14 protein-coding genes are annotated in these 23,725 nt (G+C 57.0%); 4 read left to right on the forward strand and 10 right to left on the reverse strand.

Annotation, left to right across the window (positions count from 1 at the left end; genetic code table 11):
- Window positions 1–129: 129 nt before the first annotated feature.
- The 8 genes from M9920_05975 to M9920_06010 form a co-directional block, all read right to left on the reverse strand.
- Window positions 130–2,259: a tetratricopeptide repeat protein gene (locus M9920_05975; GenBank protein ID MCO5051833.1), complete on the reverse strand. Its 2,130-nt coding sequence runs from the start codon at window positions 2,257–2,259 to the stop codon at window positions 130–132.
- A gap of 56 nt (window positions 2,260–2,315) precedes the next feature.
- The gene (locus M9920_05980; GenBank protein MCO5051834.1) at window positions 2,316–2,696 is read right to left on the reverse strand and encodes a hypothetical protein; all 381 of its coding nucleotides are present in this window, start codon (window positions 2,694–2,696) and stop codon (window positions 2,316–2,318) included.
- 1,210 nt (window positions 2,697–3,906) lie between these two features.
- The gene (locus tag M9920_05985; GenBank protein MCO5051835.1) at window positions 3,907–4,485 is read right to left on the reverse strand and encodes a PEP-CTERM sorting domain-containing protein; all 579 of its coding nucleotides are present in this window, start codon (window positions 4,483–4,485) and stop codon (window positions 3,907–3,909) included.
- Between the two features lie 68 nt (window positions 4,486–4,553).
- Window positions 4,554–5,201, reverse strand: coding sequence for a hypothetical protein (locus M9920_05990; protein MCO5051836.1), 648 nt, complete (start codon window positions 5,199–5,201; stop codon window positions 4,554–4,556).
- A 629-nt stretch (window positions 5,202–5,830) separates the two neighbouring features.
- A complete protein-coding gene (locus M9920_05995) occupies window positions 5,831–6,604 on the reverse strand; it encodes a hypothetical protein (GenBank protein MCO5051837.1) in 774 nt (257 codons plus the stop codon).
- Window positions 6,605–6,674: 70 nt separating this feature from the next.
- Window positions 6,675–8,273, reverse strand: a complete 1,599-nt coding sequence (locus tag M9920_06000) for a hypothetical protein (protein ID MCO5051838.1) — start codon at window positions 8,271–8,273, stop codon at window positions 6,675–6,677.
- A 167-nt stretch (window positions 8,274–8,440) separates the two neighbouring features.
- Window positions 8,441–9,868, reverse strand: a complete 1,428-nt coding sequence (locus tag M9920_06005) for a TonB-dependent receptor (GenBank protein MCO5051839.1) — start codon at window positions 9,866–9,868, stop codon at window positions 8,441–8,443.
- A gap of 142 nt (window positions 9,869–10,010) precedes the next feature.
- Window positions 10,011–13,481, reverse strand: coding sequence for a pyruvate carboxylase (locus tag M9920_06010; protein ID MCO5051840.1), 3,471 nt, complete (start codon window positions 13,479–13,481; stop codon window positions 10,011–10,013).
- Between the two features lie 210 nt (window positions 13,482–13,691).
- Between M9920_06010 and tadA the strand changes: the two genes are divergently transcribed.
- From tadA to M9920_06025, 3 genes are all read left to right on the forward strand, one after another.
- Window positions 13,692–14,201, forward strand: coding sequence for a tRNA adenosine(34) deaminase TadA (gene tadA, locus M9920_06015; GenBank protein MCO5051841.1), 510 nt, complete (start codon window positions 13,692–13,694; stop codon window positions 14,199–14,201).
- A gap of 130 nt (window positions 14,202–14,331) precedes the next feature.
- On the forward strand, window positions 14,332–15,516 hold the full coding sequence (locus tag M9920_06020) for a hypothetical protein (protein MCO5051842.1): 1,185 nt from the start codon (window positions 14,332–14,334) through the stop codon (window positions 15,514–15,516).
- 164 nt (window positions 15,517–15,680) lie between these two features.
- Window positions 15,681–19,274: an alanine--tRNA ligase-related protein gene (locus tag M9920_06025; protein MCO5051843.1), complete on the forward strand. Its 3,594-nt coding sequence runs from the start codon at window positions 15,681–15,683 to the stop codon at window positions 19,272–19,274.
- Between the two features lie 20 nt (window positions 19,275–19,294).
- Here M9920_06025 and M9920_06030 read toward each other — a convergent pair whose 3' ends face one another.
- Complete coding sequence (locus tag M9920_06030; protein MCO5051844.1) at window positions 19,295–20,494, reverse strand: aminotransferase class V-fold PLP-dependent enzyme; 1,200 nt, start codon at window positions 20,492–20,494, stop codon at window positions 19,295–19,297.
- Between the two features lie 138 nt (window positions 20,495–20,632).
- Between M9920_06030 and M9920_06035 the strand changes: the two genes are divergently transcribed.
- Complete coding sequence (locus tag M9920_06035; protein MCO5051845.1) at window positions 20,633–21,658, forward strand: glycoside hydrolase family 5 protein; 1,026 nt, start codon at window positions 20,633–20,635, stop codon at window positions 21,656–21,658.
- 181 nt (window positions 21,659–21,839) lie between these two features.
- On the opposite strand, the gene M9920_06040 is transcribed toward M9920_06035, so the two are convergent.
- Window positions 21,840–23,693 carry an ankyrin repeat domain-containing protein gene (locus M9920_06040; protein MCO5051846.1) on the reverse strand — a complete coding sequence of 618 codons (1,854 nt, stop codon included), beginning with the start codon at window positions 23,691–23,693 and terminating at the stop codon, window positions 21,840–21,842.
- Between the last annotated feature and the right edge of the window lie 32 nt (window positions 23,694–23,725).

Genomic DNA, 23,725 nt, shown 5'->3' on the forward strand with positions numbered 1-23,725 from the left:
AACGCGGATTAGCCTACCTCAATTTGTGAAAACCGCCAAACCACTTCCTCAGAATTCGAGGACATAAAGATGCGTTCAACCCCGATGCCTTTCAGTCGTCGAGAGATCGAAGCGCAGCCTAACGCGACGTTACTTGGAAGGTTCGCGAAATGGTTGTCGCGCCCGATACAACTTTTGCAGTTCGGTATTACGCGCCACCAGATCGGCCTGATTGCTCGCCGTCGCAAGCTCAATGGTCTTTTGCGCCGTCGCGACAGCAGCATCAAACTGGCCCGCTTCCGCATAAGCCGCCGCCAGTGTGCCGAGAAACAACGGTTGCTGGAAGCCGGTCAACTCACAGGCACGCTCAGCTAACTGCACGGCGCGCGCTCCATCCCGCACTTTAGCATCCGGACAAGCCGCCAATACCCAAGCCAGATTGTTGTGAAGCTCCGCAGATTCCGGAGCTAAGGCCAGAGCTGATTCATACGCGATCACCGCAGTCGCAAACTTTCCTTCGGCCTGAGCTTGCCCGGCTAACAACAGTGTAATCTGGCTATCCTCTGGGAAATGCCGGTGCAGCTCCTGCAGTTGCTCAAGCGCCTCCGGTGCGGCCACAACTTGATTCAGCGCCTGCGCAAATCCGGCGCGCGCTTCAGCATCATCGGGTTGGGCAGTCAGGAACAGTTTATACTCGAGCGCCGCTTGAGCCGGCTGCCGCAATTTTTCATACGTCTGCGCCAGGTTAAAATGAGTTATGACCAAGTCTGGCGTTTCGGCCAAGACGTCCTGAAGCAGGTGCAACGCCTCATCGTAGCGACCTTCTCGCAAAAGAATCACCGCCAGATTGTTTCGCGCGCTGGGGAGCTTGGGATAAAGTCCCAGCGCGGTGGTAAATTCTTGCTTTGCTTCGGCATCCCGACCGACCCGGGTTAGCTCCTCGCCCAGTCCTTGATGCGCCATGAAATTCCCCGAGGTCACGGCCAGCGCATGTCGAAACAAGGCTTCAGAATTCTGCCACACTCGCGTTTGTTGATAGGTCCGCGCCCCCAGGACCAGCAACCATCCGCCAAGCAATACACGCCAAAAATAAGAACCTTTGGAACGCCGATTAAAAACAGCCGTCAGTGGCCAGATCAACGCCAGACTCCACCCCAATGACGGCAGATAGGTATAACGATCCGCATGCGCCTGCAGACCCGCTTGAGTCAACCCGCAGACGGGAAAAAGAACGATCAGATACCAGAGCCATCCCGTCGTAAACTCAGGATGTGAACAGTGCGTGTGCCAGGCTAAAACGCTTGATCCGACAAGGACAGCTACGGCCGTGAGCAGAACGCCAAATGACCAGGAATGCATCGGATAAAACATGGCCAAACCAACCGGCCAGAAAAATTGGCGCAGGTAAACCAAATACGAGTGCAGGACATTGGTGAATCGAGTTGGCAAGGGGAGTTCACTTAAGGATTGGATTGCCTGACTTTGATCCTGGGTTCGCCAAGTGAGATAGGCCACCCCACCCACCAGTAGGAAGAAGGGAATTTTTTCCCAGAGCCGCCAACCCAAAACGCGTAATCGAGATGCGGCGTTTGTGGATTGGATCCGTTGTAGTGGCCACCAATCCAGCAGCAGCAACAGTAACGGCCAGGTCACCAGCATGGGTTTACTCATCAAACCGCACGCCAGAAAGCTCAAGGCTGCCGCGTACCAGATTTTTGGTTTGGCGCTCCAATGGGTAAAGGTGGCCGAGGATGAAGGCGCGGGCGATTTGGCTCGAACGTACCCCCAATAAGCGAGCAAAGTTAACAAGCCGAAGAACGCACTCAGGACATCTTTCCGTTCCGAAACCCAGGCAACGGACTCAACATGCAGGGGATGCAGGCCAAACACGGCTGCCGCCACCGCACTGGGCCACAAGGCTCCAGTAAGGACTCGCAGCAATGCGAAACTGAGAAGCACATTCAGCAGGTGCAGCATCAGGCTGGTCACATGGTGACCCGTCGGCTGTAACCCGTAAAACTCCACATCCGTAAAATGGCTAAACCAGGTCAACGGATGCCAACTACCCATGAATGCTGTGGAAAGCGCCCATTTTGTCCCCTCCCAAGTCCATCCGTTCGAGACCAACCGATTTTCATAGACGTAGCGTGTGTCATCGAAGTTAACAAAATTTGCCTGGAAAACGGGGACGTACGCTGCCGCCACACAAATGACCAATAACAGCGAAAGCCGCCAGAAAGAACGGTCAAAGATGGAACAGAACACTGGCTTGGCTGTCATTGCTCGAAAGGATTCATCAGCGGATTGAATGAAGGGACATCAAGCGGCGAATGTCACTAACCAAGTTGCTCGATTTCCAAGACGGTGATTCCATTGAAATCGCCGCGATCAACCGTCAACAGCTTTTCCGCTTGGATCTTTTCCGCCGCGACAGCGTGCAAGTAATCATGCACCCGCCCGCCGCGCAGGCCCTTGACATGAGCCAGTCGTAGCGCCGCCACCACCTCCGTCTGGTCCAAATCTTGCGCCAAATTAGCAATGGTGCGCGCCGCTTCATCGGCACCTTGCCGAATCGTTAAATCGCCTCCGGTAAAAGCCGAGAAAACCTCGACCAAGCTATGGGTGCGCGTAACTCCGCGTTCCCGATGCAGACGCATCCGGATTTCCGGATTAATCCAGGCAGCGATAATTGCGGAACTGCCCCAGTAAGCCGTCATCGTGCTTCGCGATCTGCGCGCAATGCCGCTCGGATGGTTTCCCGACTAACTTTAACTGGAGAAACGAGCAGCCCGTCGGCGAGCTGAACCGACTGAACAATGGGCACATTTTTTTCCACCAATTCAACAATGCGCACCGTACCATCCGGTTGACGGCGAACGTCAAACGTGGCCTTGGGTCGAAATAACTCCATACACGTCAACCGCCCTTTATCATCTGCTGTCAACCTCATGGTGGGATTATCCCGCCGCATTACAGAACCTCAAGTAAACTTTGAATTTAAGTGGAATGTAAAATTCTCCTCAGCATAAAAGTGGCAGTACGGTTTCATTGTAAAGCCACAGAATGAGGGGGGAAGGATTAGAGCGGATTAAATAAAGCCGTGGTCGCTTGATTTTTTCCTTCATAGCAGCGGGCCTCCCAACCTCAAGCCAAGCGTCGGGGTCAAACGGACGACCGCCCTGGGTTCGGGACGAGCACCGGCGCGACCGCGTCTTGGACTGCGGCAGCCCTCTGCCGCTGTGGAATCATCGGCACGCGACCGAAAAGCGGCAGAAGACTGCCGCAGTCCAAAACCTCGCGGACAGAGGCACCATTCCCCATTCGTGCTCCACCTGCATTGGGTTACGCTCGTTCGGTTCCACGGCTGCAACTTTAATTAAACTGCTGTAGCCGCCGAGACACCGAGGTACAGAGGATGGGGCAGAATTAGAGCCGCAAAGAACTCAAAGAGTACAAAAACACCTTTGTTTTTGCGTTTTATGCGCTTTTTTGTGCTATCCTTCCGAAGCTTTCCTCGTTCGCGTATTTCGCGTATTTCGCGGTTATATTTTCTCTAATCGACAAGATGACAGGATGGACAGGATAAGGTGGAATTGAAGCCGTAAAGAACTCAAAGATCACAAAGAAAGGTCTTTGTTCCTGTGCTTTATGCGCTTTTTTGCGGCTATCTTTCCCAAGCCTTCTCCGTTTCCGTATTTCGCAGATCATTCCATCCTGATCATCCGGTAATCCTTTCAGTTGGAGGCGGCAGGGATGTCGTCCACAAGGGCGCGAACGACTACCGCAGAGAACAGCGATGTTCCCCGATTCCTACCCCCTCGCCTTTCCGTTTACGTATTGTTGGGATGCGGTTGAACTTGTCCTCCTCAAGGAGCGAATAAAAAAAGAGCCGCTCCTAAGAGCGGCTCTTGAAATAGACGGATTAGATTACTTACGGCGGCGGAAGATCAACAACGCCGCTGCACCCAAACCAGCCAATGCCATGCTGGTTGGCTCAGGAATGGCAATCACCATACCGGCAGGGAATGAGCCTGATGTGGCAATCGGCGTCCCGGCTGGCACCGTTGTCGGGTTTCCAGTCTCACTCATAGTAAAGATGGCACTCCACCCTGTCGCGGCTCCTTGAGCAAGTGCTTCATCCCACGTCGCAGCCGTGCCCAACCAGCCCCGCACGACCAGTGCGGTTGCACCGCCTGGCGCTATTCCTGGTATTGTAATCGTTCCCCCTGAGAAGCGACCAGCCGAGATGAATCTCGCAGCCCCATCTGCAGTAATGTTTCCACTTGCTGCATTTAAGGTCGGTTGGAATAAAGATAAATCTGTCGTTCCAACTGGCGCCCACAATAATTGGACGAACCCACTATTAGCCGCGGCGGGAACTAGTCCTTCACCGAGATCTACGTTAACAAGAGTAGTCCCTGAGTTATTAAATTGCACGAGACCTTGCCCGTAAGCAACTGTACCTATAGCAACTGCTGCTATTGCTGCTATCAATGTTTTTTTCATAAGTAATTTACTTTTATTTTTTAGTATTCGTTTGATATTTCACTAACTGCGGTGACTAAGACTAAATATTAGGGATTCAAGGTTGTTGACCAAGTCAAAGCGGCACCCGTGTTGTTGTAGAAGAAGCCTTCAGCAACCCCCACTGAAGGGCCGTTCTCATCGTCAGATGTCCATCCGAACCCGCCAATGTATTCAAAGGAGTTCCAACTATTGCCACTCCAAGTGAACACTGAGTCTCCGTCATTACCAACACTTGAGCCAGGCGCCGGGCCAGCCACAGGAATCTTACTTCCAACCAAGCTCAATCCAGACCCTAGAGTGGTGGTTGTCGTTCCCGTAGCAACTTCTCCGACGAATGTTATTGTTTGGTTACTGGAAGGATTGATGAACGCCACTTCGCCTAAACCAACATTGATCGCATCGGTCCAACCTAAGCCATCGATCCATTCGGTCGAAACCCAACTGGCTGTGCCAGTGTTCCAAACAAAAGCTTGGCTACCATCAGAACTACCATCAGCAAGCTTGAAGGTGTTGTTGATATCATTATTACCATCTGTCGGTATCAGTGGGTTGCTAACAAGCGCCAACTTATTGGCTTCCAACTGGACATTAACATATCCAACGATATTCAGTGAATACACATTGGACTGCGCTGTGGAGTACAGAGCTCCGGCCGCGATGAATGCCGCGGCTGCAAGTATTGTTTTTGTTCTCATAGTTTTATGGTTTTTAGTTACCGTGCGCGTTGACTATCTCAGAAGGGGGACAAGCCGTCAATAGTTTTATATGTTTTTTTGAACAATTTTTCATTTTATTTTTTAAAACGTAACTTATTGCACATAAGTCACTTAACGCTCTATACTCAATTGCTGACCGCCATTTCTGCCTCTAAAATCGCGATGTAAGGGGGACAAGAAGTGGGTTTTTCAGAGTATTTCCAGTGAGCGCGTTTAGGGCATTTTAAGTATTCCTATAGCCGCCGACATGGCGCAACGGCCTTCCAACCTCAAGCCAAGCGTTGGGGTCACGCGGGCGACCGCCCTTGGTTCGGAACGAGCACCGGCGCGACTGCGTCTTGGACTGCGGCAGTCTGCTGCCGCTGTGGAATCATCGGCCCGCGACCGGAAAGCGGCAGAAGACTGCCGCAGTCCAAAACCTCGCGGACCGAGTCGCCATTCCCCATCCGGACCCCACCTTCATGGGGTTACACTCGTTCGGGGCCACGGCGACAACTTTAATTAAACCGCTATAGTTGGAAACAGGAGTGAAATTCGATCCAGTATTTTCATCGCCAGCAACCCACACGGCAACTGAATCTATCAGCAAGTCATGCAAACCAAACAACTCAACGCAGCGGCGGTAGTGTTGGAAGTGGCGGCATGCGACCCGCCTCCACCGCATCCCGAGTGCGTTCGCGTTCCACTTCAATCAGCGCTCGCTGCGCTTCGGGAGTGAGGGTGCGCGCATCAATCTGATTTCCGCCCGATCCATTGCCCCTACCGCTCACCGTGCTTCCCGCGCGCAAGGGACGAGCGGGCAGAGAGTTGGCCGCCGTGCCAATGGTGGTTACGCCCGTACCGCCGGCCCCGGCCGTGGTGCGTGGCGCCGGAACACCCGGCAGGTTGGGCCGCGCGCCGGGCGCAGCATTGGCCGGTGGAGTGGCAATGGCGGGACCGGGCACGGGCTTTGCCCCATCATCCTTCAGGTTCAAGGAAACCAATTCGCCTTGATTTTTGAGGCTAACGGTTCCGGCATACGCATCCATGGCCACGATTTCAATGTCCCCCTCCTGCTGCCCCACCTCCATTACCAAAGCCTTCTCTTTGGCCGGGTCGGGCGCTTTGGCGGCAATCTTTGCTTTCAATAATACCTGGGGGCGACCCAAAATGGTGGTGAATCCCTGCAACTCGATGCCCGGCGCCGGATTGGGGGTGGTGGCCGTTGGCGCGTTGGTCGCCACAGGCGGAGTTTTCAAACCAAAGACATTCCGTCCCGCGATAGCGTCGTAGGGCGGCTGCTCCGTTAACGCGGCGACCGTACTGATCGCACTGATTAAAACGCCCAGCCCCACGGTGCTTCGCTTGAGGCCGCTCAGCGAGAATCCAAAGTTGCGTTTCATATCAGGACTTTAATCGTACTAACACCGGAACACCACGCGGAATTTTTGGTTGCGCGCGATGATCATCGGGTCACTGACGCGGTCGTTGCGGCGAGTGAGTCGCCGGGGCGAGCGCTTTACGGGGCGTATCCAGCGTATAAAGCCCGCGCGGAAAATGCGGGGAATCAAACCAATCCGCCAGCAACTGTAATTCAATTGAACTGAACCCAACCGTCGAGGACCGCGCGAACGCGAGGGTTTGCGGCGTCTCAGCGGTCATACTGGTGGCGCAAAAAGCCAGATTGGTGTGCAGCACCTGCAGCCATGGCGCCCCAGCATTGGTGTGGGCCAACTGGGCGCGACTGAAAGCCAGCCGCATCAACTGACCGATCTGAAGCCAGTTGCCCACCTGCGGGCCGGAGTTTTCCCAATCGTAATAGACCAGATTGGGTTCGGCTTCCAACTTTTGAATAAACTCCACCGGCAGCGAGCGATTCGTTGGGGCATTAGCCACAAACCCACCTTGGAGAGCAGTGCCAGATCGCGTGAAGGTGGGATTGCAAAACGGCACTCCTTTCCAAGTCACCTGATCAGCATTTGTTGCCCAGGTGAAGACGCCGAGACGGTTTGGTGCCAGTTCCGGATTCACCTGCTCCAGCAAGAAATCCTTGAGGGCCAGAAACTGTGATTTTGCGTCCGGAGACTGGGTTGTGAAAAAGTGCAGCCACGGCGCCTGGTCCTGTGACCAGAAAAAAATCTGATCCGGCGCAGCCCCCAATTGGTGCGATTGCCAAAAGGGTAATGACTCCAAGTACGGCTTGAATCCGCGCAAGGCAGAGAAGCTGATGAGCGGCTGGCTGATCGAATTGGAGGGGATGTTCCATGCTGCCAACGGCAGTGGCAATGGGTTCGTAAAAGTCACGGTGCCGCGAGTTTTAACGGCCTCACCGGTGCCAAACATCCCCAGGCGCAATGATTCAATCGCTGGTAGCACGGCGGTACGACCAATCAGACTCCGCATCAATCGGGCATCATCCAGTTGCAACTCCAGGAAATAATTCGTGCTCGAACCTCCCGTTGCGGCCGACAGCGTTAAAAGTCTTTGGCGAAAGTTCGCCAACAAGTCGGGAGCCGATTGGGTTGATTCAGGTGATGTCAGCGTCAGCAGGGTCCAATCCTGCAAATGATCCCACTTGATTGACGGGGTGATTCCGATTTCGGAAGCGAGCGGATTGAGAATGGTGGTTATATTACTTTGCCAGAGTTCCACCCGATCTGATGGCAGGCGCACAGCCAACTCCAACTCAATCGGACCGTTAGTGGTGCCGCGCAGTTCCCCGACGGATTCTTCCCGCAGCAAATCATCGAGTATGCCGCGAAGGGCTGCCGTGCTCAGCGGCGACGGTACCGCGTTGGTGGCAACCGCTTGGCTCAGAGCTGCCGTCAGCTTGTCGAAAATTTGCGTCTCAAGTTTAACACTCTCGGGCAGTTCCCAGATTTGCTTCAACTTCCAGGTATTGGTGGCGGTCAGGATCTGGGTTTTCCCGACCCAATGAAATTGTCCGAGGACCCGGAAGTCCGATTTGAAGGGGGCGGTTGAATCCGCATTTTGCTCCGAAGCAGTTCGCTTACACCCGACCAGGGCAATTGCGGCAACGAATAAAACCAACCACGCCTTAACTTCACGCATAACGGCAAAATCTTGCCTGAAATCTCAGTTCCGAAAAGGGAAATTCTACCGGGTTAAGTCCTTGCCTTTCAGAACCAGCAAATCGTCAGTCAAGCGTCCGGATGTTGAACTGGAATCAACTGGTCGTTCATTTCGTCGCCAAGCACCGCAGGCGGAACTGAACTCCCTCAGCGCCGCCCGAACAGGTTCTTGGCTTTGATCAACTCCGCCACGGGTGCGGGCACCTGTGTTTCCCAACTGGGATCGTTGTTTTGCAACGCGGTGATGACTTGATTCGAGCCGACGGCCAGGTAATCCGGATTGAAGTTGCGGATCGGTTCGAGAAATCCGTTGGCACGCAGATGGGCGTACAGATGTTTAATCTTTTCCGGCGGTTGATAGTTGTCGAGCGTGATCACCTGACCGGTCGCGCGATCCAGCCACGGATACACATACAGTTTCACGCCGGGGCGACACATCTGCCCGAGCGATTCCATCAAGCCGCCGCCCAGATCGGTGTAACTGTTTTCGTCCAGCACGTCGCGCAGGCGGATCAGGCCCAACGGCAGGCCGATCATCTTTTGCGTGTACCGGGAGAGAAAATGGATCAGCCGATGGTAACGGCGAAAGTTGGAGATCAACACCGGGCGATTCAAAGTCCGCAGCAGGTCCACGCGATCCAGAAAATCGTGCCGGTCAATGGCGTCGCCAACCTGCAATTGTTTCAAGGTCATTTCCAGCAGGATCACCGGCGCCACGCCATCCAGGCCTGGTTCAATTTCAAATTGTTCGCGGGCGCGTTCGAGCATGTCGAACATCGGCGTGGTCAACGGTCGAAAACTGCCGCGCTCCACCAACACCGGTTTTTGCCACAGAGTTTCCCCCGGAATCACCGTTTCGCCGTCCGCCAGGAACATCGCCGCCTGCGTCAGCCCCTGTTCCACCAGTTGCAGCGTCATCAGTCGGTTGTCCACCGCGGCGAAACACGGACCGGACAGCTTGATCATATCCACTTCCACGCGCTGCCGGTTCAAGCCATCAAGCAATGAACCGAGCAAGCGTTCCGGTTGCGACCGCAGAAAATACGCCGCGTAGATCAGGTTCACGCCGATGATGCCAATGGCTTCCTGTTCGCGGGCGGGTTCGGAATCGAACAGCCGCACGTGAACGATGATCTCGGAGAAGGATTGGCGCGGCTCGCCCTGGAAGCGGATGCCCATCCAACCCTGGCCTTCCTGTTTGCGGGTGTAACTATGGGTTGCCACCGTGTTGGCAAAGCTGAAAAACGTGGTGCGCTCGCCACGGATCGGGTCCAGGCGATGCAGCAAGAGCTGGTATTCCCGATCCAACATGGCCTGCAATCGCTGGCGGCTGACGTACCGCTCGGTCGGACCATAAATCGCGTCGCTCACCGCCATGTCATAGGCGGAAATGGTTTTGGCCACCGTGCCCGAAGCGCCGCCGACGCGGAAGAACCGCCGCGCGACTTCCTGTCCGGCACCGATTTCAGCGAAGATGCCATACTTCGCGTGGTCGCGATTAATCTGCAACGCTTTCTGGTCCGGGTCCAGTTGTGTTTCGTCTGCGCGGAAAAAATGCGTCTGTGTGTCGGCCATGTTGCTAAAATGAAAGCGTCGGTGCTTGGTTCGTTGTGACGGATCGGGACCGCGTTGGCGTCCCAGTTGCCTGATTTTGAAAATCCCGGTTCAGTGCGGTCAATCTTGATTTTGTCACGATTTTGTCACGCGCTCATCACCTTCAACGCAACCGCAGGAGCAAGTCCTTGCTCTCGACGGCTTCGCCGACCTGCACTGACAATTGTTCCACCACGCCATCGCTGGGCGCGTAAATGGTGGTCTGCATCTTCATGGCTTCCAGCACCGCCAGCTTATCGCCCTTGGCCACTTTGGCGCCGAGACTGACGGCCAACGCCGTCACCAAACCGGGAATCGGCGCGCCGACTTCCTGCGGCTTGGCCGGATCAGCCTTGGCGCGCGCTTTGACCGTCGCCTTGACGGACTTGTCCGGCACGGAAATCTGGCGGGTCATGCCATTCAACTCGAAATTCACCGCGCGACGCCCGTCCGGGTCCACCGCGCCGATGTTCACGAGCCGGATGAACAGCGTCTTGCCCGGTTCGATGTCCACCGAAATTTCCTGGCCGGGTTTCATCCCATAGAAAAACGACGGGGTCGGCAGCACGGATACATCGCTGTGCGCGTTCACCTTCCGGGCATAATCAGTAAATACGGCGGGATACATGACGTAACTGAACACGTCGTCCATCGTCGCCTCGCGCTTGAGCTTGGGGGTCAGCTCGTCCTTGATCTTATTAAAATTCAGCGGCTTCAATTCCGCACCGGGACGACCCGGCAACGGCTTGCGATTACCCAGCACGACGTGCTGCAATTTCCGGGGCCAGCCCCCGAGCGGTTGCCCCAATCCTCCGCGCAACATATCAATCACCGATTCCGGGAACGGCACGCTGCCCGGCTCCAGATTCAACACGTCGGCGGGTTTGATGCCGCGCGTGACGAGGAACATGGTCATGTCGCCAATCGCCTTGCTGCTCGGTGTGACTTTGATCACGTCGCCGAACAATTGATTGACCTCGGCATACGTGCGCGCAATTTCCGGCCAATGACTCGCCAACCCCATCGCGTTGGCCTGCTCCTTCAAATTCGTGAACTGGCCGCCGGGCATTTCGTGCAGATAAACCTCCGCGCTGCCGGATTTGGGCGAGGTATCGAACGGCGCGTAATAAGTGCGAACCTGCTCCCAATAATCGGCCAGCTCATTCAGCGCGTCCAAATTCAAACCGGTATCGCGCCGGGTGAATTGCAGCGCCGCCACCACCGAGTTGAGGTTCGGTTGACTCGTCGAACCGCTCAGCGAAGCGTTGGCCAGGTCCACGATATCCACGCCCGCTTCCGCCGCGCTCAAAATGCTGGCGGCCGCAATGCCGCTGGTATCGTGCGTGTGAAAATGCACCGGCAACCCGACTTCTTCCTTCAACGCCTTGACCAATACCCGCGCGGCCGGCGGGCGACACAACCCCGCCATGTCTTTCAAGCCGAGAATGTGCGCGCCCATCTTCTCGAGTTCCTTGGCGAGCTTGATGTAATACTTCAGCGAGTACTTGGCGCGCGCCGGATCGAGAATGTTGCCGGTATAACACAGCGAGCCTTCGCAAATGGCGTGCGTTTCGTTCACCGCTTCCATCGCCACCTTGAGGTTGGGCAGGTAATTCAGCGAATCGAAGATGCGGAAAATATCCATGCCCGCCGCCGCGGCGTGCTTCACAAAACCCGCCACCGCGTTATCCGGGTAATTCGAGTAACCCACGGCATTCGAGCCGCGAAACAACATTTGGAAACAGACGTTCGGAATTCGCGCCCGCAACGCGCGCAACCGCGCCCACGGATCTTCATGCAGAAACCGCAGTGACGCGTCAAAGGTCGCGCCGCCCCACATTTCCAGCGAGAACAATCGTGGCGTGCAACGCGCCACCACGTCCGCCACCGCCAGCATGTCGAAAGTGCGCAAGCGCGTGGCGAACAGCGATTGGTGCGCGTCGCGGAACGTGGTTTCCGTGACGAGCAGTTGTTTCTGCCGGCGCGTCCACTCGGCGAACTTCTTCGGCCCCAACTCCAGCAACAACTGCCGCGTTCCGGCGGGCGGCGCTTGTTTCTGGTCGCACCCCGGCACGCGGGCCGCGCCCAACGTTTCCTTGGGCACATAACCTTTCGCGTGCGGATTGCCGTTCACCGTCACGTCGGCCAGGAAGGTCAGCAGCTTGGTCGCCCGATCCCGGCGCGGCTTGAACTTGAACAGCTCCGGGCTGGTGTCAATCAACGTGGTGGACGCCTGGCCGCTTTTGAAAATGTCGTTGTGAATGACGTTCTCCAGAAACGGAATGTTCGTCTTCACGCCGCGGATGCGGAACTCCGCCAGCGCCCGATCCATCCGCTGCAACGCCGCCCCAAAAGTCGGCCCGCTCGACGTTAGTTTCACGAGCAGCGAATCGTAGAACGGCGTGATCACCGCCCCGGCGAAACCCATGCCGCCATCCAGGCGCACGCCAAATCCACCCGCCGAGCGATAGGTCAGAATGCGCCCGTAATCCGGCTGAAACTTATTCTCGGGGTCCTCGGTGGTGATGCGGCATTGCACGGCGTAACCGTTGCGCGCGATCTGGTCTTGCGGCGGAATCCCCACCTCCGCGTCGTGCATCCGCTGACCGGCGGCAATCAAGATTTGCGAACGCACCAGGTCCAATCCCGTGACCACTTCCGTCACCGTATGTTCGACCTGGATGCGCGGGTTCATCTCGATGAAGAACCATGCCTTGGTGTCTTGATCGTAAAGAAATTCCACCGTGCCCGCGTTGTCGTAACCAATCTCCCGGCACAACCGCACCGCCGCCGCGCACAGCTCGCGCCGCACCGTTTCGTCCAACGCCACGCTGGGCGCAATTTCAATGACCTTTTGATGCCGCCGCTGCACCGAGCAATCGCGCTCGTGCAAATGCACCACGTTGCCGTGTTGGTCCCCGAGAATCTGCACTTCGATGTGTTTGGCGCGCGGAATGTAGCGCTCGAGGAAAACGGCGGAATTGCCGAACGCGCGCCCCGCCTCGCCTTGCGCTTCATCCAGTAACGCGGCGAGATCGCCCGGTTTCTGCACCACGCGCATGCCGCGACCGCCCCCGCCGAACGCGGCTTTGATCATCAGCGGGAAACCAATTTGCTTGGCAATCTTCAACGCCGCGTTCCGATTGGTCACCGGATCCTCCGTGCCCGGCAACGTCGGCACGCCGACTTTCTGCGCCAGGGCGCGCGCGGCGGTTTTATCGCCCATCAAACGCAACAATCTGGCCTGCGGCCCAACAAACGTAATTCCCGCCGCCGCACAGGCGTCCGCGAAGTCCGCGTTCTCGGCCAGGAATCCGTAACCGGGATGGATGAAGTCCACGCCCTTTTCTTTCGCCAACGCGATGATCCCCGGGATGTCGAGGTACGCGCCCACCGGGCCTTTGCCCACGCCGACCAGGTACGCCTCATCCGCTTTGAAGCGATGAATGGCCAGCCGGTCCTCCTGCGCGTAGATCGCCACGGTTCGCAGCCCCAACTCCGTTGCCGCGCGGAAAACGCGAATGGCAATTTCGCTGCGATTGGCAACGAGCAGTTTACGCGGCAGCGCGGATGGAGTTGACGTGGCAGAACTCATAAATCAAAGCAGCGGGTATGAAACTCCATTCACCCCTCGCAAGCAATCTTGGAATGGCCGCGCCGACGCTTTACCGCTTGAGGACGCCTCAATAAATCACCGCTTGGGCCGCGCCGGAAAGCGCCCGGGTTGAAATATCGTGAACGGCGCTTGCGACAAATCGTTGACCGGATATGGTGATCGCGCGGCGACGATAAGGCCGCAACCCGAATGAACCATCCCATCATTGACCGGCAGAGTGACCATTACTTCATGGGCGAAGCGCTGCGTCAGGCGCGCAAGGCGCACGCGGCGGAAGAAGTGCCCGTGGGCGCGGTGGTGGTTCGCGCCGGACAGATCATTGCGCGCGCCAGCAATCAGGTGGAATTGCTCAAGGATGCGACCGCGCACGCGGAAATGCTTGCCATTACTCAAGCCGAGGAGGCGGTCGGCGACTGGCGTTTGAGTGACTGCACGCTGTATGTCACCAAGGAGCCGTGCCCGATGTGCGCGGGAGCGATTGTCCATGTGCGCTTCCAACGCGTGGTGTTTGGTGCCGGTGATCCCAAAGGCGGCGCGGCCGGGGGCGCGATGAATCTGTTGCAATTTCCCACGTTGAATCATCGTTGCGAAATCACCTCGGGCGTGCGCGAAGCGGAATGTCGGCAACTGCTGCTCGATTTTTTTGCGCAACAACGTGCCCGAAAAGAACAGGCACGCCAGCAATCGGAACGAAATTAACTCGCGCCAACCAATTCACGCTCGTGCAGTGACAAAAAATCCGGCGCATTACCCGACGGAGCCATCTTGGCGATTTTTCATTTTCAAGAAACGTATCGCCGAAGCAACTCCCGCCGACTAATCTGCGGCGGTGGCTTCACGGCATCTGGCAACAGCGTTGGCACTTTTGAGTCTGGCTCTCGGCGCCGGACTTCCCGCCCGCGCACAGATTGATCCCTACGCGCGCAACCTGCTCCAACTGGGTTACGATCAACCGTTGGCCGGGCGCGGCCCCCAGGCGGCTTACGCCTATTACTATTACAACAACCCCCACTTTCAGCGCACCAACCTGGCGCTGCGGGTGGCGGTGGCCCCGGTTTATTTTGACGGCGAACTGGGTTTCCGCGAGGCCCTTTCGCCTCACACCGATCTTGGGCTGGCGGTGAGCGGCGGCGGGTTCAACGATAATTACTATGAGATTCGCCAAGGCCATTACCACCGGGACGAAAGTTTCGAAGGTTACGGCGGCGGCGCGGCTTTGAAGTTGTACCATCGCCTCAACCCGGACCAACTGATTCCGTTGAATTACGTGTTGAGTGGCGGCTTTCACTATTCCACCTACGACACCACCAGTGAAACCGCGCCCGCGTTTGAATTGCCGGATGAGCGGGTGAACCTGTCCGTGCGCACCGGTTTGCGGCTGGCCGGACGCGAACCCGTGCTGTACCCGGATCTCGCCATGGAATTATCGGTTTGGTACGAGCACGAATGGCGGCTGGTCGAAGACCGGTATTATGGATTTGGCAACGATCGCAAGGTCGTTCCCAGTGTGGGCACCTACTGGCTGTATGCGGGCTTGAATTATTCCTGGACCAACAGCGGCACGCAATTCACTGCGGCGCTGACCTCCGGGGGTTCGCATCACTCCGATCGCTTCAGCGCCGCACGGCTGGGCGGCGTGCTCCCGCTGGCGGCGGAATTTCCGCTGACCCTGCCCGGATATTATTATCAGGAAATTTCCGCCGCGCGTTTCACGCATCTGAGCGTTTCCTATTTGGTTTCGCTGTCCGCGAATCACCGCTGGCAACTGCGCCTGGGCGGCACTTCTTCGCATGTGGAATACGTCTCCGGCTTCAACCAGTCCACGCACTGGCATACCGGCGTCGGTCCCGATCTTTCCTACACGTCGCCGAATGACACCTGGCGCGTCATTTTGCGGTACGGTTATGGCATCAACGCCGAACGTAATCACGGCTCGGGCGCGCACAGCATCGGACTGCTGTGCCAGTTTAATTTTGGTCCCGAACCCAATTGGCGACACCTGCTCCGGTGGTAAATCGCGCCCGGCTCGGGAGCAAAACTTCAACTCGCTTCGCGGCGCCGGCTTTTGCTAAAGTCCCCACCCTGATTTGGGCTGCGGATTCGCCGCCCGGATCAGAGCTTCCGCCAATGATCGGAAGCCGCCGGATTCCGTTTACGAATCGTCAAGCGACGCTTTACATGACCTCATCACAAATCCGCCAGTCGTTCCTCGACTTTTTTCAGTCGAAGCAACACACCATCGTACCCTCATCAAGCCTCATGCCGGACAGCCCGAACCTGCTGTTCACCAATGCCGGCATGAACCAGTTCGTGCCCATTTTCCTCGGCCAGACCCCATGCCCCTACCAACCCGGGCGCGCGGCGGACACGCAAAAGTGCATCCGCGCCGGTGGCAAACACAACGACCTCGAAGACGTCGGGCTTGATACGTATCACCACACGTTTTTCGAGATGCTGGGCAACTGGAGCTTCGGGGATTACTTCAAAAAGGAAGCCATCGAATGGGCGTGGGAACTGGTGGTCGGCAAATGGAAATTTCCACCAGCCCGCCTCTACGCCACGGTTTTCTGTCCGTACCTCGGCGAACCCGGTTGGGAGAAAAAATGGGCGATCGAACTCGAACAGGTGGCCGCGCTCACGCTGACTTCGCGCACGTTCATCGCTCCGGATCCCAACGCGTCACCCTTTGAAGTTTCCGATCAGGAAGCCGCGCTGTATTGGGCCCGCCAGTTTATTGCGGCCGGACTCGACCCGAAAACGCACATCATCCCCGGCAACAAAAAAGATAACTTCTGGATGATGGGCGAAACCGGGCCGTGCGGGCCGTGTTCCGAACTGCACGTTGACCTGACGCCGGATGGAGACACCAAAGGCTCGCTCGTCAACCAAGGCAGCGCCGAGTGCATCGAGATTTGGAATCTGGTCTTCATTCAATTCAACGCGCAACCCCGTGGCGGCGACGCCTCGTCGCTGAAAGGTGGCGGCAGCGCCCCCGCTGCCGATTCTGCGACGGGAGCGGCGCAGCCACTCGTTGAGTTCGTCCCGCTTTCTCAGAAGCACGTGGATACCGGCATGGGTTTCGAGCGCGTCACCAGCATCATTCAGGGCACGAAGAAATTCACCGATTTCCAGAACGCAAAAATTTCCAACTACGAAACCGACATCTTCCGCCCGATCTTCGACGCGCTGGAGCGGCTTTCGGGCAAAAAGTATCGCAGCACGCTTCCCGGTCGCAGCACCGCCGGGGGAGCACCCGCGCCCCAAGCGCAGATTGAACAGGAAAAAATTGACGTCGCGTTCCGCGTGATTGCCGATCACATCCGCACCTTGGGTTTTGCCATTGCGGACGGCATTCAGCCCGGCAACACGGATCGCAATTACGTCCTGCGCCGCATCCTGCGCCGCGCCGTGCGCTACGGCCGGACCCTCGATTTCCGTGAGCCGTTTTTCTACAAACTCGTGGACGTTCTGGCCGATACCATGGGCGATGTCTTTCCCGAAATTCGCGCCCGGAAGCAACATGTCCAAGCGGTCATTCACACTGAAGAAGAAGCCTTCAACAAGACATTGGATAAAGGCATTGCCCTCTTTAACGAAGAAGTCGAGAAATTAGCGGGAAGCGCCGCCGTCGGTTTGGGTGGAACAGGCTACCAGCCTGTTCCGTCGGGCAACCTGCCCGACGGTGTGCCGGGAGCAACTTACACGAAACGCAACCTGCCGCACTTCGAAAAACCTTGGGCCATTTACGCCGTTAATTTCCAAACTCACGGTGGCAGAGAACTCACCTCTGCAGCTCGAGATATTGCATTCGATTGCATCCTACACTGGCGCGAAAGTCGTTATCGCCTGATTGCCACCTGTGTAATGCCCGATCACGTTCACCTGATCATCCAGCCGGGGATCAAGGAGAGGGCAACAACCGGAGAACCAATCTTTTGGTCATTGACCGAAATTCTTCATTCGATCAAGTCGTTTTCGGCTAAAGAGATCAACAAATTAGATAATACTTCGGGAACGCTTTGGCAGGCCGAGCGCTTCGACCGTTACCTTCGCTCCGATGCCGAGTTGCAAGAGAAGTTTCATTATATTTGTAAAAACCCATGGACAGCCAAAATCGTGGACGAACGGACCCCGTATCGGTGGTTGTGGACGCAGGACATTGAGGCCGCTCAGCCCTACATCCCACCTTCCTCTTTGCCCTACGCTTCGACGACTGGGCAGGTTGCCCAGCCGAACAGGCCAGTGGCCTGTTCCACCCAAACCACCACATCCGCGCCTCCTTCAGATGGAACGAGTAACCTGCCCGCCGCCTCTCCACAAATCTCGGGTGCGTTTGCTTTCCGACTATACGACGAGCAGGGCTTCCCGCTCGATCTCACTGAGTTGATGGCGCGTGAGCGCGGTTTGACCGTGGACACGGCCGGCTTCGAGAAATTGATGGAAGAGCAGCGCGCCCGCGCCCGCGCCGCGCAGAAGAAGGAAGTCATTTCGCTCTCGCAAATCCAAACTACCACGCCCACCAAGTTTGTCGGATATGACACCACTGCGACCAAAGCAAAGGTTTTGGAAGTAGTGATGGAAAAAGGGAAAACCGGACTGATTTTGGATCGGTCTTCTTTTTACGCCGAGATGGGCGGACAGGTCGGCGACACGGGAAATGTCGTCAAGGATTCGTATGGTTTTATCGTCACGAACACGCAGAAGGTTGGCAACACTTGGGTTCACTGGCTTGAGGTCAATGATGCCGATCCAGCGCTTCCTCAAATCGGGAGTGAGGTTGATGTATTAGTGAACCATGACCGTCGTGCCGCCATCCAACGTCACCACACCGTCACGCATCTTTTGCATTGGGCGCTGCATGAAGTCGTCAGCCAAGAGGCGACGCAGAAGGGTTCCTTCGTCGGGCCGGACAAGTTGACCTTCGACTTCAACAGCGCCGCGCTCACCCCCGCGCAGATCGCCGACATCGAACAGCTCGTCAACGAACGCATCCTCGAAAACGCCGGAGTGAGCTGGACGGAAGTGCCGTTTGCCGAAGTGAAATCGCGCCCGGACGTGATGCATCTGTTCGGCGAAAAATACGGCGATACGGTGCGCGTGGTTCAGATCGGGGGCCAGGTGTACAAGCTCGATGGTTACTCGATGGAGCTTTGCGGCGGCACGCACACGCGCGCCACCGGCGAGATCGGTTTGTTCCGCATCGTGGGCGAAAACGCCATTGCCGCCGGCGTGCGCCGCATCGAAGCCGTCGCCGGCCTCACCGCTTACGACGTAATGCGGCGCGATCGCGAGTTGATCAAAACCGTGGCGGGCAAAATCAATTCGCCGATGCACGAGTTGGAAAAGAAGATTGAAGCATTGCTGGCGCAGCAAAAGAAACTGGAAAAAGAAATCAAGACCGCGATGCAACGCAACGCCTCGAACGCGGCGAGCGAACTGTTGGGTCGGGCGCAGACGGTGAACGAAATCCCCTTCATCGCGCACAACCTCGGCACGGCGGATGGCGATTTTTTACAAGCGATTGCCGACGCGCTCAAGGGCCGGTTCAAAGGCGTGGTGGTGCTGGGTGGTTACGGCGAAAATGCCGTTTCCCTCGTGGCGACGGTGACCCCGGAATTCACCGCGAAAATTCAAGCGGGCAAAATCATCCAACGGATCGCGCCCCTCGTCGGCGGCAAAGGCGGCGGCAAACCGGATCACGCGCGCGGCGGGGGCAAAGATGCCAGCCAACTGGACACGGCTTTGGCGCAGGCGAAAAGTTTGCTCGGATAAATCCAATTGCTCCACCCGCATCAAAGCTGCTCCAAAGCGGCGGCGAGATATTCGTAGTCGGCGGGCGAATTGTAAATTTGCGCCGACACGCGCACCCAACGGCGCTGCGGCTCACCGAAGCAATTCACCGGCACTTCGATGCCGAACCGATCGTAAAGCGCCAGTTGCAATTCATCTATCTTGCCGCGACTGCGCCGACCCTGAAACCGCTCGGGCAACGGCACGGCAGCCATGGACCCCAACATCGCTTCCGGCCCCGGCGGCGCGACGTGCCAATGCGCGCATAAAATTCGTCGCGCCTGCACCGCCAGCTCGTGATTGCGCCGGCGCAATTCCGGCCAGCCGCCCGGCAGCAATTGTCCCATCCAACGCAGCGCTTCGGGTACACACCACCACGGCGACGGATCGAATGTGCCGGGCCAATCAAAGCGATCCTGGAAACGGGTAAAACCGGGACGCCGGCGATTATTGCCGTGACTGATCACCGGCGGTTGGATTTGCTCCTGACGATCCGGGCGCACATAAAGAAACGCCGCGCCTTTCGGGGCGCAAACCCATTTGTGCAGGTTCGCCGTGTAGTAAGCGGGGCGCAGCCGACGCAGGTTCAACGGCAACATTCCCGGCGCATGCGCGCCATCCACCAACGTATCCACGCCGCGCGCCGCCAGCACTTGCACCACCTCGTTCACGGGCAGAATCAAACCCGTATTGCTGGTCACATGATCCAGCAACAACAAGCGGGTGCGCCGCGTCACCGCGCGCAAAATCGGGGTGATAATTTGCTCGGCGGATTCCAGCGGAAACGGAACGGGAACCACCATCACCTTCGCCCCGGCCCGCTGCGCCGCGGCCACCAACACGTTGCGACACGCATTGTAATCCAGGCTGGTGGTCAACAACTCGTCGCCCCGCCGCAATCGCAACGAACGCACCACGGCGTTCACGCCGGCGGTCGCATTCGGAAGGAAGACCAAATCCGCCGTATTGGCGCCGAGAAACTGCGCCAACGCCCGCCGCGCCGGCACCAGATGCGCCTCGTAATGTCGCCACAGAAATTGCACCGGCTCGGCTTCAAACGCGCGGCGGAATTGCATTTGCCAATCCAGGATGGGCTTCGGACAGGCGCCGAACGAGCCGTGGTTGAGAAAAACAATTCCGGGTCGAAGTTCCCAGTGACGCCGAAAGCGATTCGGTCGGGGTCGCACAAGTTTGCGCTGCATGGCCCGGCAACTTAACCAGATGCCTCGCTAAAAGCGACTCGTCACTTGGGCACCGGGGTCAGGTCTGCGCTTCGCGTTCCCGTGTCATCAATTTTTGCGATACCCGAAACGGACGAATCCCGTTAAGCTCGACCCGACATGAAAATCGCCAAAGCCCTCTGGCTCGCCGTCGCGCTCAGTTTCGGCCTGAGCAATGTCACCACATCCGCGGCCCCGAATCCGCCTCCCGACGCTTTCGCCTTGGTCAAGCGACTGGGCCGCAGCGTGAACATTTTGGGTTACGACCCGATCTGGCGCTCGCGTGATCAGGCGCGATTCAAAACCGAATACTTCGCAAAACTCAAAGCCGCCGGGTTCGATTCTGTCCGCGTCAATTTACACGCGTTCCGCCACATGAATCCCACCAACGATTGGACCTTGCGCCCCGCCTGGTTCGAGACCTTGGATTGGGCCGTTGCCGAAGCGCAACGTCAGGGCTTGGCGGTCATTCTGGACCTGCACGAGTTTCAGGCGTTGGGCCAAGACGCTGCCGGCAATCGCGACAAATTTCTGGCGTTCTGGCGACAGATCGCCGCGCATTACCAAAACGCGCCGGCGACTGTGTACTTCGAGATTCTCAATGAACCCTCGGAGCAACTGACCCCGGAATTGTGGAACGAGTACTTGGCCGCCGCCCTGGCCATTATTCGCGCCAATAATCCCACGCGCGGCGTGATTGTCGGCCCGGGACATTGGAACGCCATCAGCCATTTGGATAAATTACAACTGCCGGAAAACGACCGACATTTGATCGTCACCGTGCATTTTTACGAACCGTTCAACTTCACCCATCAAGGGGCGAGCTGGGCCAACCGCCAGGATAAAGTAGGCGTGGCTTGGAACGGCACCGCCGAGGAATTGGCCGCGCTCAATCGCGCGTTCGATCAGGCTCAAACCTGGGCCAAACAACATGAACGTCCGCTGTTCCTGGGCGAATTTGGCGCGTATGATCGCGGCGCCATGGATTCGCGCGTCCGCTGGACGGCCGCCGTGGCGCGCGCGGCGGAAGCGCGTGGCTGGAGCTGGGCCTACTGGCAATTCGACAGCGACTTCATCCTCTACGACGTGAAACGCGACGCCTGGGTGGAACCGATTTTGCACGCGCTCATTCCCAAGACACCGTGATGACAGGGCTTTAGCTTGCTTTAACCGCGAAACACCCGAACCACGCGAACGCAAAGCGCCAGCGGCGCGAAGTTGTCGGCGCACTTTTGGGAAAAATGCTTGAAGTTTCAGCAAATCACCTCGACGTGAACCGGCTTGGTGGCTCGATGAGATAAAGGCGTCGGTGGGGGAGTGGCAGCCATCAGTTCGTCACAAAGGCGACAGCTTCAAAGCTGTCCACTCCATACCCGGTGACTTCCACATCAAGCGTGCGCCCTGGTTCACAGTAAAAGCCGAACGCTGCAACCACGAACTTCTCCTGCTCCGCCAACATTACAAGCCGTTCTGAACTGCTCGGCTCATCTTCGTCGGTCTTGGACAATTGCTTCTTTGCCCAAGCTGGCGCTTCATCACCCATTGCTTCGACCATTTCTTCCAACGCGCCACGATCCCAACCTTGGTCTCGCGATTTCTTTCCGTCCGGCTCGACGCGCAGGATAGAGGCGGCATCTGAAGTATCGCTGTATTCGATTGAGAGCGCTGGCGCACCGCTTTTCTTGGCTAGTTCGGCGGTGAACTTTTCAGTCTTCTTCGTGTCCTCGAACCGCAGGCGTGGCGGCGCAACCTGGAAAACGTTGCACCATTCCATACCCGTTGGCCGAACCACAACGTAAGTGTTCTTGCCGGGCAACAAGGATTGCCCATAAACATTCATCTGAACCTTCCCGTTCACCATAGTTGATAATGCTTCAGCGACTTTCTTCACCGTCGCTTTCACCAGCAGTTCGCTGAAATCATTCCAACTCCCGACGCCGGGTTTCAGTGGTTTGGACTTCGCAGGCTTGGGTTTGCCCGCGCCAAGTGATTTCAAATAATCTGCAACTTCATGTTTCGAGTTCATTTCCGCCGCCGAATATGCGTTTTGCATGAACTCGCCGCTCACCTCTGCTGCGTGAATGTCCGCGCCAGCGGCAATGAGTCGTTTGACGATACCGAGGTAACCGCTGCGCGCCGCGCTGATGAGCGGTGTATGGCCTTTGGCGGATTTATTTGGATCTGCGCCTGCACGGAGAAGCAACTCCACGAGTTCTTCGGATGAAGCCCCCATCAAGGGCGTGCCTTCGACCGGCGGCGGGCAAACGCGATTTACGTCTGCGCCCGCTTCTATAGCATGCCGGACAGCCGTCATATCCTTACTTCGCATGGCCGCAAACAATTTTCCTGTTGCCCCACTACCCGGTGCGCCCGCATCGCGAAGGAGTTTTATGAACGTGTCATTTGGCACTGACCCGCTGCGTCCATATTCGAACTCGCAGTAGGAGATGGCGTCATTTCCATAATTGTCTGTTAGCGACGCATCTGCTCCGAGTTCAAGCAGCAACTTAATCACCTCGATGCATTTTGATTCGGACTCGGTGCGTTCGTGCCACTCCAACTGATGCGCGCACATCATCAACGGTGTGCGCCCGATAGCGTCTCTCGCGTTGATATCCGCGCCACACTCCACTAAAGTTTGGATAACGGCTATTTTTGTGCCTGACGCCGCGTTATGCAGCGGTGTTACCCCCAACTGTGCAGGATCGTTGGAGCGAACATTTACGTCGCCGCCGTGCTTGATGAGTAGCCTCAACATGGCGGGAGCGTTCTTCGGTCTGGACGCTAGGTTAAACAATTTGATGGAGATTTTTGGTTTTACTGTATCTAGGATCAGATCAAGCGCAGTCTCGCGTCCGTCGAACGCAGCCATCTTCGTGGCGTTCTCGACCGAGAAATCAGATGCCTGCTTCAATTCCAAAAGCTTCGCGAGTACCCGGCCTTGTTGGTGCTTCGCAGCTACAGCAAAAGGGGTGTCGTCGGGAAATGTATTTCGCTTTTCGGCAATCGCGCCCGCTTGGAACAAAGCCTCCAACACCTTGTCCGCCCCTTTCTCACACGCGTAGAGCAAAGGCGCTCGCGCGCCCGAGAGTTTTCGGTTGATGTCTTTGACTCCCTCGACTGCTTTGCGAACTGCTTCAGGATCGTTCGCCTCGATGGCTGCCTTGAGTGCTTTTGACATGAGTTCTCCGTTTCTGTTTTACGCTGTTGACC

The sequence above is a fragment of the Verrucomicrobiia bacterium genome, assembly GCA_023953615.1.
In the GTDB taxonomy this organism is placed as follows: domain Bacteria; phylum Verrucomicrobiota; class Verrucomicrobiia; order Limisphaerales; family JADLHS01; genus JADLHS01.

Coding starts and splice junctions, on each gene's coding strand:
- M9920_05995 (MCO5051837.1), bottom strand. CDS start 6,604: ATGAAACGCAACTTTGGATTCTCGCTGAGCGGCCTCAAGCGAAGCACC.
- M9920_05975 (MCO5051833.1), bottom strand. CDS start 2,259: ATGACAGCCAAGCCAGTGTTCTGTTCCATCTTTGACCGTTCTTTCTGG.
- M9920_05990 (MCO5051836.1), bottom strand. CDS start 5,201: ATGAGAACAAAAACAATACTTGCAGCCGCGGCATTCATCGCGGCCGGA.
- M9920_06030 (MCO5051844.1), bottom strand. CDS start 20,494: ATGCAGCGCAAACTTGTGCGACCCCGACCGAATCGCTTTCGGCGTCAC.
- M9920_06010 (MCO5051840.1), bottom strand. CDS start 13,481: ATGAGTTCTGCCACGTCAACTCCATCCGCGCTGCCGCGTAAACTGCTC.
- M9920_05980 (MCO5051834.1), bottom strand. CDS start 2,696: ATGACGGCTTACTGGGGCAGTTCCGCAATTATCGCTGCCTGGATTAAT.
- M9920_06040 (MCO5051846.1), bottom strand. CDS start 23,693: ATGTCAAAAGCACTCAAGGCAGCCATCGAGGCGAACGATCCTGAAGCA.
- M9920_05985 (MCO5051835.1), bottom strand. CDS start 4,485: ATGAAAAAAACATTGATAGCAGCAATAGCAGCAGTTGCTATAGGTACA.
- M9920_06025 (MCO5051843.1), top strand. CDS start 15,681: ATGACCTCATCACAAATCCGCCAGTCGTTCCTCGACTTTTTTCAGTCG.
- M9920_06000 (MCO5051838.1), bottom strand. CDS start 8,273: ATGCGTGAAGTTAAGGCGTGGTTGGTTTTATTCGTTGCCGCAATTGCC.
- tadA (MCO5051841.1), top strand. CDS start 13,692: ATGAACCATCCCATCATTGACCGGCAGAGTGACCATTACTTCATGGGC.
- M9920_06005 (MCO5051839.1), bottom strand. CDS start 9,868: ATGGCCGACACACAGACGCATTTTTTCCGCGCAGACGAAACACAACTG.
- M9920_06035 (MCO5051845.1), top strand. CDS start 20,633: ATGAAAATCGCCAAAGCCCTCTGGCTCGCCGTCGCGCTCAGTTTCGGC.